Source organism: Pseudoxanthomonas sp. PXM01, from assembly GCF_014851815.1.
Taxonomy (GTDB): Bacteria; Pseudomonadota; Gammaproteobacteria; order Xanthomonadales; family Xanthomonadaceae; genus Pseudoxanthomonas_A.
The window spans coordinates 121742-133091 of sequence record NZ_JACVAJ010000003.1 but is presented as its reverse complement, the minus strand read 5'-3'; the positions used below and the strand labels follow the sequence as shown (position 1 = coordinate 133091).

Annotated in this window: 11 protein-coding genes; 6 read left to right on the top strand and 5 right to left on the bottom strand. The window is 67.3% G+C overall.

Annotated elements, in window-relative coordinates; all coding sequences use genetic code 11:
* Positions 1-3 precede the first annotated feature (3 nt).
* A complete protein-coding gene (locus IB230_RS17175) occupies positions 4-1008 on the top strand; it encodes a VacJ family lipoprotein (RefSeq protein ID WP_192274091.1) in 1005 nt (334 codons plus the stop codon).
* A 68-nt stretch (positions 1009-1076) separates the two neighbouring features.
* Here IB230_RS17175 and IB230_RS17170 read toward each other — a convergent pair whose 3' ends face one another.
* The 3 genes from IB230_RS17170 to IB230_RS17160 all read right to left on the bottom strand — a co-directional run bounded on the left by IB230_RS17170 (position 1077) and on the right by IB230_RS17160 (position 3468).
* A complete protein-coding gene (locus IB230_RS17170) occupies positions 1077-1619 on the bottom strand; it encodes a glutathione peroxidase (RefSeq protein WP_192274090.1) in 543 nt (180 codons plus the stop codon).
* Between the two features lie 52 nt (positions 1620-1671).
* The gene (locus IB230_RS17165) at positions 1672-2019 is read right to left on the bottom strand and encodes a hypothetical protein (RefSeq protein ID WP_192274089.1); all 348 of its coding nucleotides are present in this window, start codon (positions 2017-2019) and stop codon (positions 1672-1674) included.
* 63 nt (positions 2020-2082) lie between these two features.
* Positions 2083-3468: a DNA recombination protein RmuC gene (locus IB230_RS17160; RefSeq protein ID WP_192274088.1), complete on the bottom strand. Its 1386-nt coding sequence runs from the start codon at positions 3466-3468 to the stop codon at positions 2083-2085.
* A gap of 162 nt (positions 3469-3630) precedes the next feature.
* Between IB230_RS17160 and IB230_RS17155 the strand changes: the two genes are divergently transcribed.
* The 3 genes from IB230_RS17155 (at position 3631) to fabV (ending at position 7257) form a co-directional block, all read left to right on the top strand.
* Positions 3631-4269 (top strand): suppressor of fused domain protein, encoded by a 639-nt coding sequence (locus IB230_RS17155; protein WP_192274087.1) that lies wholly within the window; start codon positions 3631-3633, stop codon positions 4267-4269.
* A gap of 163 nt (positions 4270-4432) precedes the next feature.
* Positions 4433-5869 carry an amino acid permease gene (locus IB230_RS17150; RefSeq protein WP_192274086.1) on the top strand — a complete coding sequence of 479 codons (1437 nt, stop codon included), beginning with the start codon at positions 4433-4435 and terminating at the stop codon, positions 5867-5869.
* A gap of 170 nt (positions 5870-6039) precedes the next feature.
* The gene (fabV, locus tag IB230_RS17145; RefSeq protein WP_192274085.1) at positions 6040-7257 is read left to right on the top strand and encodes an enoyl-ACP reductase FabV; all 1218 of its coding nucleotides are present in this window, start codon (positions 6040-6042) and stop codon (positions 7255-7257) included.
* 136 nt (positions 7258-7393) lie between these two features.
* Here the strand turns inward: fabV and IB230_RS17140 are convergent, their stop codons facing one another.
* Together IB230_RS17140 and IB230_RS17135 are read right to left on the bottom strand one after the other, a co-directional pair.
* A complete protein-coding gene (locus IB230_RS17140; protein WP_192274084.1) occupies positions 7394-8071 on the bottom strand; it encodes a DUF1080 domain-containing protein in 678 nt (225 codons plus the stop codon).
* 2 nt (positions 8072-8073) lie between these two features.
* Complete coding sequence (locus IB230_RS17135; RefSeq protein ID WP_192274083.1) at positions 8074-9243, bottom strand: class I SAM-dependent rRNA methyltransferase; 1170 nt, start codon at positions 9241-9243, stop codon at positions 8074-8076.
* Positions 9244-9484: 241 nt separating this feature from the next.
* Here IB230_RS17135 and IB230_RS17130 point away from each other — a divergent pair, with 241 nt between their 5' ends.
* Both IB230_RS17130 and IB230_RS17125 read left to right on the top strand, forming a co-directional pair.
* Positions 9485-10444, top strand: coding sequence for a TerC family protein (locus IB230_RS17130; RefSeq protein WP_192274082.1), 960 nt, complete (start codon positions 9485-9487; stop codon positions 10442-10444).
* A gap of 90 nt (positions 10445-10534) precedes the next feature.
* Positions 10535-11338 carry a rhomboid family intramembrane serine protease gene (locus IB230_RS17125; RefSeq protein ID WP_192274081.1) on the top strand — a complete coding sequence of 268 codons (804 nt, stop codon included), beginning with the start codon at positions 10535-10537 and terminating at the stop codon, positions 11336-11338.
* Positions 11339-11350: the final 12 nt, after the last annotated feature.

Sequence of the window (11350 nt, the reverse complement as noted above, 5' to 3'; positions counted from 1 at the left end):
AGGATGAATCTGTTCCGCCTCAGCACCGTGCTCCTGCTGGCCGCCCTGGCGACCGCATGCGCCTCGGCGCCCACGCCGTCGGCGAATGCGCCGGCCGAATCGGTGGTGATCGACAGCACCGCCGCCGCCGCTCCGTTGCCTCCCGAACCCCCGATCGACCCGGCGAGCATTGATGCCCCCGCTTCGGCCACGGACGTCGCAACGGCATCGGAAAGCGAGGACGACTTCGCCGCGATCTATGGCCAGGGCGCTTACGACCCGGTCGCCGATCCGACCCTCCCCGCACCGGCGCAGTCGCCCATCGCCTACGACCCCTGGGAGAAGTTCAACCGCAAGGTGCACGCCTTCAACAATGCGGTCGACCGTGCCGTCGCGCGGCCGTTGGCACGTGCCTATGTGGCGGTGGTGCCGCGGCCGGTGCGGCTGGGCGTGGGCAACTTCTTCGACAACCTGCGCCAGCCGCTGACGATGGTGAACCAGCTGTTGCAGGGACGTCCGCGCGATGCGACGCAGACCTTCGGCCGCTTCCTGCTGAATTCGACGGTGGGCATCGGCGGCATCTTCGATCCCGCCAGCGACCTGAAGATGAAGCGCCGCAGCGAGGACTTCGGACAGACGCTGGGCACGTGGGGCTGGAAACGCTCGCGTTACGTGGAGCTGCCGTTCTTCGGCCCGCGCACGGTGCGCGACGTGCTCGGACTGGCCGGCGACATGCCACTCAGTCCGACCCGTTACGTAGAGGACGACAAGGCGCGCATCTTCCTGCAGGGCCTGAACCTGGTGGATACGCGCGCCCAGCTGCTGTCGCTGGACAGCCTGCGCGAAGGCGCGGTGGACGACTACGCGCTGGTCCGTGACTCCTGGCTGCAGCGCCGCAACTACCAGATCGAAAGCCATCGCACGCAGAAGCAGACCGAAGCGGAACTGCCGGAGTACCTGCAGGACGAGAACAACCCGACCGTCCCGGCCGATGCCATGCCGATGCCGGAGATCAGCGGCGGCGGTTGAGCCACCGGAACGCGGGAAAAGAAAAGCCGGCGCATGCGCCGGCTTTTTCTTTGGCTGACGACGGGCGATCAGGCCAGTGCGCGTTCGATCGCCTCGCGCAGGCGCGCATCGTCGGGGGTGACGTCCGGTGCGAAGCGCGCGAGCACCTGGCCATCGCGGCCGACCAGGAACTTCTCGAAGTTCCACAGGATGCCGGGGGCCGGATTCGGCGACAGGCCAAGCCCGGCCAGCTTTTCGCGCAACGGACCCTCACCGGTGGCGGCCGGCTGCGCGTCGATTAGCGCCCGGTAGAGCGGGTGCGTGCTTTCGCCGGTGACGGCGATCTTGGCGAACATCGGGAACGTCACGTCATAGGTCAGCGAGCAGAACTGGCGGATCTCGTCCTCGCTGCCCGGCTCCTGGCCCATGAAATCGTTGGCCGGGAAACCCAGCACCTCCAGCCCGGCGTCGCGCTGTTCGCGATAGAGCTTCTCCAGGCCTTCGTATTGCGGCGTCAGGCCGCACTTGGAGGCCACGTTGACCACCAGCAGTACCTTGCCGGCATGGTCGGCCAGCGATGAAGGCTGGCCTTCGAGGGTGGAAACAGGAATGTCGTGGATGGTCTGGCTCATGCGGCTCTCGTAGCAGGCAAGCGGGCGCCGCGTCGCAGCACCCTGGGAAGGATCAGTCGACGCAGATGGTGCCTTCGGCCACGCCACCATCGATACGCTGGCGGCAGCCGAAGTTCTGGCTCACGTCGCGCTGGCACACGCCGGTGGCTTTTGCACCCGGCACCAGTTCCTCGTCGCCACTGGCCAGACACTGGCCGCTGCAATCCGACTTGCTGCTGCAGGACTTGCCGGCGTCGGCGTAGGCCACCACGCACTGCTCACGCTGCAGACGGCCCAGCGTCTGGACCCGGCCACCGGAGGCGGCGCACTGAGCAGCATCGACGGCAGAGGGATCGGTCGCAGGTGTGGTGGTGCAGCCGGCGAGCACCAGCAACGTCGACAAGATCAGGGTAAGGCGCATACGGGGGTTCCTGGGGGAAGACTGAAGGAAAGATGGTAGGCCACCACCGTGGACACGACACCCCTATTCGGCGTCGGTGTCCGTCTCGTCTTCATCGCCGCCATCCAGCCCGATATCGCCGAGCAGCTGCCGGGTCTGTTCGCCTCCCAGCGACTCCACCCCGCGCAGCCGCCGCTCGATGGTGCGGGTCTTGCGGCTGGCTTCGCCCAGGCTGCGGCCGACGGTGCTGATCTGCTTCTCGGCCTTTTCCAGGATGCCGGCGAACTTGCCGAACTCGCTCTTCACAGCGCCCAGCAACACCCAGACTTCGCTGGAGCGCCGTTCGATCGCCAGGGTGCGGAACCCCATCTGCAGGCTGTTGAGCAGCGCGGTGACCGTGGTTGGACCCGCGACGACCACGCGGTGCTCGCGCTGCAGCAGGTCGACCAGCCCGGGACGACGGATCACCTCGGCATACAGGCCTTCGGTAGGCAGGAACATCACTGCGAAGTCGGTGGTATGCGGCGGCACCACGTACTTGTCGCTGATCGACTTGGCCTGGGTGCGGATCGCGCGCTCCAGCTGCGCGCCCTGCTGGCGCACGCCCTCGGCGTCGCCCTGCTCCTGCGCATCGATCAGGCGTTCGTAGTCCTCGCTGGGGAACTTGGAATCGATCGGCAGCCAGACCGGCACGTCATCGGGACTGCGGCCGGGCAGGCGCACTGCGAAATCCACCATCTCGCCACTGTCCGGGCGCACCTTCACGCTGCGGCCGTACTGCTCCTGGGTCAGGGTCTGCTCGAGGATGCTTTCCAGCTGCACTTCGCCCCAGCCGCCACGGTTCTTGACGTTGGTCAGCACGCGCTTGAGGTCGCCGACGCCGGTGGCGAGCTGCTGCATCTCTCCCAAGCCGCGCTGCACCTGTTCCAACCGCTCGGACACCAGCTTGAACGACGCACCCAGCCGCGCTTCCAGCGTAGTCTGCAACTTCTCGTCCACGGTGGCGCGCATCTGTTCCAGCTTCTGCGCGTTGTCGGCCTGCAGCTCCTTCAGGCGGCCTTCCAGCGTGGTGCGCATCTCGCCGATGCGTTGTTCATTGCGCTGGGTCAGCTCGCTGAGCCGCTGGCCGAGTGTGTCGGCGAAGCGTTGCTGCGATTCGGACGCCTCCAGCCGGCCCTTGCGTGCGTCCTCGCTCAGCGTGTCGCGCAGCACATCCAGGCGCTGGTCGGTGCGCGTGCTCAGGTCGGCGAGATTGCGGGCGAAGCCGTCGATGCGTACTTCCTGCGCGCGCGACAGGCCTTCCAGCTGCTCGCGCAACTCGCTACGGCCCTCGCGCTGTTCGTCGCGCAGCGCGCGTTCCAGCAGGTCGCCGATACGTGCCTCCGGGCGGCGCAGCACCAGCACCGCCAGCAGGACGACGGCCACGGCCACGAGGACCAGCAGGAGGATGAGCAGGGTCTGGGAATCCATGCGGACAGTGTAGCCGTTGCCGTCTCATGGCCTGCGCCGGCGACAGCGCGAACGGCCTCGCAGCGGAAGCGCGCGCGGCGTCACGGATGCGCATATGCGCCTTGACCCTCGGCTTCTGTCCGGCGCACAGTCGCGGCGCACTGACCGCCTGGGGAAGCCGGCTTGCTGCAACGTCTCCGCACGCTGATGGGCGCCGCGCCCGATCCGCTGCCCGCGCTCGCGGCCGCGCGTGCGGCGGCGTTGCGCGATGCGCTGGGCGAACCCTTCCGCGTCGACCACGACGACGACCGTCTCCACCGCGTGGATGTCCATGTCTATGCCCGCACCTTTCCCGGCGACGACAGGCCGGGTTACGTGCTGGCGACCTGCGGCATGAGCGACCGGCTGATGACCTTGCCGCGTGGTTACGACGGCGACGAATCGGCGGCACGAGAACTGTTCTGGTACGTGCGCGAACCGCATCCGGCCTTCATCGAACGGCTGCGCTGGCTGGCGAAGCTGCCCTTCGCCGAGGACAGCTGGCTGGGCTACGGCCATACCGTGCCGATGTCCACGCCACCGCTGGACGCCTCGCCGTTCTCGACCTTCCTGCTGCTGCCGCCGTCGCTTGCCGGCGACCGGCACCTGTTCGACAACCTGCACCTGCAGGGCCATGGGGTGGAAGCGCTGGTGGTGCACCTGCTGTCGGATGCCGAGTACGACCTGGTGCGTTCGGACGAAGGACTGGACGTGTTCCTCGACCTGCTCGACGTGCACCGCTACCCGCCGGTGTTCGACCCCGCGCGACCGTCGTATCTCTGAGCCTCGCGGCCCGCGCGTGGTGCGCCGCCGATTGCCAGCGCCGGCCCGGGCCGCTTAGGCTGCGGGCGGTCGCGGGCGACACGCCGCGGACCTTTTCCCCCATCCCGTTAGCGCTGGCACACCGCCCGCGCGCTGTTCCGTTGACGCACCCCGAGGAGTTTCCATGACCTGGCTACGGCGCAAATCCATCGACCGGATCACCGAGCACGAAGAAGGCCGGCGACTGGTTCCCACGCTGAGCTGGCCACACCTGGTGGCGCTGGGCATCGGCGCCATCGTCGGCACCGGCATCTACACGCTGATCGGCGTGGGCGCCGAGAAGGCCGGGCCCGCGGTGCTGATCTCCTTCGTGGTCGCTGGCGTGGTCTGTGCCTGCGCGGCGCTGGCCTACGCCGAGCTGTCGACGATGATGCCGGCCGCCGGCAGCGCGTATACCTACAGCTACGGCGTACTGGGTGAATCCATTGCCTGGATCGTGGGCTGGAGCCTGATCCTCGAATACTCGCTGGTGGTCAGCACGGTGGCCGTGGGGTGGTCGGGCTACTTCGTCGGCTTCCTCGAATGGGTGCAGCAGAATTTCGGCTGGAACGTGACCCTGCCCGCGGCGCTGTCCGCCGGACCGCATGCGGGCGGCGTCATCAACCTGCCCGCCATCGTCATCACCTTCGCCGTCGCCGGCCTGCTGATCGCCGGCACGCGCGAGAGCGCCACGCTCAACGCGATCCTGGTGGTGTTCAAGCTGATCGCGCTGGCGGTGTTCATCGCGGTCGCGCTGCCGGCGTTCAACCCGGACAACCTGCAGCCGTTCATGCCGTACGGCTTCCCGAAGTCGATCGGGCCGGACGGCGTCGAACGCGGCGTGATGGCGGCGGCGGCGATCATCTTCTTCGCCTTCTATGGCTTCGATGCGATTTCGACCGCCGCCGAAGAGACCAAGAATCCCGGCCGCGACCTGTCCATCGGCATCATCGGTTCGATGGTCGGCTGCACGCTGATCTACCTGGTGGTCGCGGTCGCCGCGGTCGGCGCGCTGAGCTACACCGTCTTCGGCCAGAGCGCCGAGCCGCTGGCGTTGATCATGCGCGAACTCGGCCACGGCACCGCCGCGCTGGTGATCGGCATCGTGGCGATCGTTGCGCTGCCGACGGTGCTGCTGGCGTTCTTCTACGGTCAGAGCCGCATCTTCTTCGTGATGTCGCGCGACGGCCTGCTGCCGCGCGGCCTGTCGAAGGTCAATGCGCGTACCGGCACGCCGGTGGCGATCACCGTGTTCACCGCGGTGCTGGTCGCCGCGCTGGCCGGCGTGGCGCGACTGGACGAGATTGCTGCGCTCGCCAATGCCGGCACGCTGGCGGCGTTCGTCGCCGTCGGCGTCTGCCTGCTGGTGCTGCGCACACGCGAACCCAATCGTCCGCGCGTGTTCCGCACGCCGCTGGCGTGGGTGGTCGGTCCGGTCGCGATCCTCGGCTGCCTGTACCTGTTCTGGAGCCTGCCGCACCGCACCCAGCTGTGGTTCCTGATCTGGAACGTGGTCGGCATCGTCGTCTACCTGGCCTACAGCCGTCGCAACAGCATGCTGGCCAAGGGCGGCGACGCGTAACCGCGTTGCCATCCGCGTATCAAAGAAGCGGGCTTCGGCCCGCTTTTTCTTTGTCCGCGCATCGAGGATCCGCGCTCGCCATACGCAGGCGTGTGCAGCCCTGACGCTTCAATCCCGGCGCCCGCGGCACTAAGATGCCGCGCAGGCACACCATCCCCCGGGTTACGACGTTGATCATCCATCCCAAAGTCCGCGGCTTCATCTGCACCACCACCCATCCGCTCGGCTGCGAGCTCAACGTGCGCGACCAGATCGCGGCGACGCGCGCGCAGGGCATGCGCAACGACGGACCGAAGAAGGTGCTGGTGATCGGTGCGTCCAGCGGTTACGGCTTGGCAGCGCGCATCAGCGCGGCGTTCGGGTTCGGCGCGGACACGTTGGGCGTGTTCTTCGAGAAGCCCGGCAACGAGAAGAAGGCGGGCACCGCCGGCTGGTACAACTCCGCCGCCTTCGACAAGGCCGCGAAGGAAGCGGGCCTGTACAGTCGCTCGATCAACGGGGACGCCTTCTCCGATGAGGCGCGCGCCAAGGTCATCGAGCTGATCAAGGAAGAGATGGGCGGCCAGGTCGACCTGGTGATCTATTCGCTGGCCTCGCCGGTGCGCAAGCTGCCCTCGACCGGCGAAGTGAAGCGCTCCGCGCTGAAGCCGATCGGCGCGCCGTATACGTCCACCGCCGTCGACACCAACAAGGACGTCATCACCCACGCGACGATCGAACCGGCCACCGATCAGGAGATCGAAGACACGGTCACCGTGATGGGCGGACAGGACTGGGAACTGTGGATCGATGCGCTGGCCACCGCCGGCGTGCTGGCCGACGGCGCACGCACGGTGGCCTTCAGCTACATCGGCACCGACATCACCTGGCCGATCTACTGGCACGGCGCGCTCGGCCGCGCCAAGGTCGACCTGGACCAGACCGCGCAGCGCCTGGACAAGCGACTGAGGAAGACCGGCGGCACCGCCAACGTCGCCGTGCTGAAGTCGGTGGTGACGCAGGCCAGCTCGGCGATCCCGGTGATGCCGCTGTACATCAGCATCGTGTTCAAGGTGATGAAGGAGCTCGGCCTGCACGAAGGCACCATCGAGCAGCTCGACCGCCTGTATCGCGACCGCATGTACCGCGCCGACGGCGCACCGGCCGAGACCGACGACGAGAACCGCCTGCGCCTGGACGACTGGGAACTGAAGCCCGAAGTGCAGGACCAGGCCAAGGCGCTGTGGCCCCAGGTCACCAGCGAGAACCTGTTCCAGTTGACCGACTACGCCAACTACAAGCACGAGTTCCTGAAGCTGTTCGGCTTCGAGCGCAGCGATGTGGACTACGACGCCGACGTGAACCCCGACGTGCAGTTCGACTGCATCGAGCTGTCGCCGGAAGGCTAAGCGCCTCGCGTCGTAAGTGAAAAAGGCGGGCCTCGGCCCGCCTTTTTCGTGGGTCTTTCCTGTGGGAGCGACGCAAGTCGCGATGGCAGATCGCTGCACAGGGTCATCGCGACTTACGTCGCTCCCACAGCAGAACCTACGAGCAGTTCGGGTCCAGCGCGCGGATACGCATGTTGCGTACGTGCGCCGCGTTGCCATGGTCCTGCAAGCCGAGATGCCCGCGACGCGCCTTGGCGAACTCCGTCTGCCCGGCGAACTTGCTGGCGGCCACGCGCCGACGCCAGTCATCGCTCTCCGTGTCGTACGCAGCGATGCGGACGCCATTGAGCCAGTGCTCCACGCGCGGGCCGCAGGCGACGATGCGCGCCTGGTTGTACTCGCCGATGGGACGCAGCACATCGCGTGCAGGTGCGATGAGATCGTACACGGCACCGGCACGGTGGCTCGGCACGATACGGTCTTCGGCCTCGCGGTCGTCGAGCAGCTGGTATTCCACCGCACGCGCCCAGATGGGCGAGGCATCGACCGCGCGATACAACAGGCCGCTGTTGCCACCGGCCGGCAGCCGCCATTCCAGTTCCAGCTCGAAATCGCCGTACGTGCCGACGCTGAGGATGTCGCCGCCACCGGCTTCGGTCAGCGCGAGTTCGCCGTCGCGGACTTGCCAGCGCGGATCCAGCGCGACTCCGCCGACACTGCGCCATTGGGATGCGTCGACGAGCGATTGCCAGGGCGTGGCCGGTGTGGATGCACAACCGGCCAGCAGCGCGGCAAGCAGGACCGGAACGATCCGCAGGCCGCGCGCATGCTGCATCGTCAGTCGACCACGCGGCAGAACACCGCCTTCAGGTAGCGCGATTCCTGCACGTGCGCCATGAACGGATGGTCCGGACCGGCACCGGCGACCTTGAGGATCTGGATGGTGCGACCGGAGAAGTAGGCGGCGCGGCGCAGCATGTCGAGGAACTGCTCCTCGCTGACCAGGCCGGTGCACGAGAATGTCGCGAACAGGCCGCCCGGCTTCACCACGCCCAGCGCCAGCTTGTTCATGTCGAGGTACTTCTTCAGCGCGGCGATCACCTGCTCACGGTCGCGCGTCATCTTGGCGGGGTCGAGGATCACCACGTCGTACTGCTCGCCGCGGTTCGCCGCGTCGCGCAGGTACGGGAAGATGTCCGCCTGCACGAACTTCGGTCGCGCATTGTTGAGCTTGGCGTTGCCCTTGGCGATCTGGATGACGTCCTGGTCGATATCCACGCCGATGACCTCGGACGCGCCGCGCGCCGCCGCGTACACCGCAAAGCCGCCGGTGTTGCAGCACAGGTCGAGCACGGTCTTGCCCTCGACCTGCTGGCTGAGCCATTCGCGGTTCTCGCGCTGGTCGGCGAAGAAGCCGGTCTTGTGCGCGCCAGCCGGGTCGGCGCGGAACTTCACGCCGTACTCGGTGATGACCGCCGCTTCAGTGGTGGTGTTGCCGTGGAACTCGAAGCTTTCCTGCTTCTGCACGTGTTCGTCGGCGAAGCTGTGGAAACGGCAGCCGGGGAACTGCTCGCGCAGTGCCTCGTAGATCCATTCGCGGTGGCGGAACATGCCGGCGGCGAAGAACTCGACCACGATCAGGTCGCCGTAGCGGTCCACGACCAGGCCGGACAGGCCGTCACCCTCGGCATGCACCACGCGCCAAGCATCGGTGATCGCGTCCAACTTCAGCACGTCGCGGCGCAGCGACACGGCGTCGGCGATCTTGCGCGAGAACCAGCCGGCGTCGACCGGGATGTCGGGATGCGTCTCCAGGATGCGCACGGCAATGCGCGAATGGCCGTTGTAGAAGCCGCGGCCGATCCACTCCCCGTCCACCCCGACCACCTCGACGAGGCTGCCGGGCTTGGGCTTCTGGGCGGGCTTCTCGACCAGTTTCTGGAAGATCCACGGGTGGCTGGAACGCCAGGCGTTCTTCAGGCGTACGGTCGGGTTGGGCGTGTTCATGAACGCATTTTACCCGCGCGGTTGACCGTGCCGGGCGCCATCCGGACAATTCACCGCAGAAGGGGAGTAGCTCCCAACGTGCCGGCCGTCATTTCGAGCAGCAATGCTCCGGTCCCACGGCAGCCCACCGGGCTGTGAGCGAGACCTTCGCCGCGATGGCGAAGGCATACCCTGGATCCCCGTTTCCCGGTTCCCGAGATGTCCGCGCCCGCGGCCGTCCTCCACTTTTTTCGGGAATCTCATGGAAACGATTGGTAACCCCTGGTTGTGGGCCGGCTTCGGCGGTCTGGTCGTGGTCGCGCTGCTGGTCGACCTGGTGCTGATGCGCCACGGCGGGCCGCACAAGGTCACGTTCAAGGAAGCGATGTGGTGGAGCCTGGGCTGGGTCGCGCTGGCGATGGCCTTCAACGGCGGCCTGTGGTGGTACGTCAATGAAACCGCCGGCCTGGTCGAGGCCAACCGCGTGGGTCTGGAGTTCCTGACCGGCTACCTGGTCGAGAAGGCGCTGGCGGTCGACAACATCTTCGTGTTCCTGATGGTGATGACCTACTTCGCCGTGCCCGATGAGCAGCGCCAGCGCGTGCTGGTGATCGGCATCCTGGGCGCGATCGTCCTGCGCAGCATCCTGATCTTCGCCGGCGCGGCGCTGCTGGCGAAGTTCCACTGGCTGCTCTACCTCTTCGGTGCGTTCCTGCTGTTGACCGGCATCAAGATGTGGTTCGCCGCCGGCAAGGAACCGGACCTGGAGAAGAACCCCGCACTGCGCTGGATGCGCGGCCACCTGAAGCTGACCGATGGCTATCGCGGTGCGGCGCTCAGCGTGCGCGAGAACGGCGTGCGCTGGTTCACCCCGCTGTTCGTGGTGCTGGTGCTGATCGGCGTGACCGACGTGATCTTCGCGGTGGACAGCATCCCGGCGATCTTCGCGATCACCTCGGACCCGTTCATCGTGCTGACCTCGAACGTGTTCGCGGTGCTGGGCCTGCGGGCGATGTTCTTCCTGCTGGCCGGCATGGCTGACCGCTTCCATCTGCTGCCCTATGGCTTGGCGGTGGTGCTGGGCTTCATCGGCACCAAGATGCTGCTGATCGACATCTACAAGATCCCGGTCCCGTGGGCACTGGGTACGGTGGCGGCGATCCTGGCGGTGACCGTGGCGCTGAGCCTGGCGCGGCCGCAGAAGGCCGAACCGACGGCCTGACGCGGCACCGGCAGACCATCCCGCCCGCGGGATGGTCTGTCCATCCTGGCCCGGCCTTGCAATCGCCGGGGCCGCCGCCAGAACTGGACCATGGACCTGCATCCCGACGACCCGGCGTTCGATCCGGAATCCCAGCAGCGCTACGACCGCAAGCGCCTCCTGCGTGCGCTCAACCTGAGCCTGGCCTTCGTACTGGTGCTGGCGATGGTGTACTCGGCGCAGAACAGCTTCGACGTGCGCGCGTTCACCATCCAGCCCCTGTCCGTCGAGGGGCTGCTGGGCATCCTGACCGCACCATTGCTGCACGGATCGCTGGAGCACATCGCCGCGAACGCGTCGGCGCTGTTGATCCTCGGCACGCTGGCGGGTGCGGTCTATCCACGCGCGACCCTGTGGGCGATCCCGCTGGTGTGGCTGGGTTCCGGCCTGGGCCCGTGGCTGTTGGCCGATCCGGGCACGCATACGCTGGGCGCCAGCGGCCTGACCCACGGCCTGATGTTCATGATCTTCATGCTGGGCCTGCTGCGCCGCGACCGCGCGGCGATCGCGGCCGGCATGATCGCGTTCCTGTTCTACGGCGGCATGGTGCTGACCATCCTGCCGCGCGAGGCAGGCGTGTCGTGGCAGGCGCACCTGGGCGGCGCGGTGGCGGGACTGATCGCCGCGTTCCTGTTCCGCCGCCTCGACCCCGAACTGCCACGCAAGAAGTACAGCTGGGAAATCGAGGAAGAGGAAGCCGCCGCGCGAGGCGATGACGAACTCGAACTGCCTGCGCCGCGCGAAGTCCCGTTGCTGTGGGTGCGCCCGGAGCATCCGGAAGAAGAGCAGCGCGGCGTGGTGCTGCACTTCACCCGTCGCCCGCCGGAAGAAGGTCCGCCGCGCAAGACGGAGTGAACGCGCGGCTAT

Bases quoted from the DNA above. Each gene is read 5' to 3' on its own strand.
- IB230_RS17175 (WP_192274091.1), top strand. From the start codon at position 4: ATGAATCTGTTCCGCCTCAGCACCGTGCTCCTGCTGGCCGCCCTGGCG.
- IB230_RS17170 (WP_192274090.1), bottom strand. From the start codon at position 1,619: ATGAGCCAGACCATCCACGACATTCCTGTTTCCACCCTCGAAGGCCAG.
- IB230_RS17165 (WP_192274089.1), bottom strand. From the start codon at position 2,019: ATGCGCCTTACCCTGATCTTGTCGACGTTGCTGGTGCTCGCCGGCTGC.
- IB230_RS17160 (WP_192274088.1), bottom strand. From the start codon at position 3,468: ATGGATTCCCAGACCCTGCTCATCCTCCTGCTGGTCCTCGTGGCCGTG.
- IB230_RS17150 (WP_192274086.1), top strand. From the start codon at position 4,433: ATGACCTGGCTACGGCGCAAATCCATCGACCGGATCACCGAGCACGAA.
- IB230_RS17140 (WP_192274084.1), bottom strand. From the start codon at position 8,071: ATGCAGCATGCGCGCGGCCTGCGGATCGTTCCGGTCCTGCTTGCCGCG.
- IB230_RS17135 (WP_192274083.1), bottom strand. From the start codon at position 9,243: ATGAACACGCCCAACCCGACCGTACGCCTGAAGAACGCCTGGCGTTCC.
- IB230_RS17130 (WP_192274082.1), top strand. From the start codon at position 9,485: ATGGAAACGATTGGTAACCCCTGGTTGTGGGCCGGCTTCGGCGGTCTG.
- IB230_RS17125 (WP_192274081.1), top strand. From the start codon at position 10,535: ATGGACCTGCATCCCGACGACCCGGCGTTCGATCCGGAATCCCAGCAG.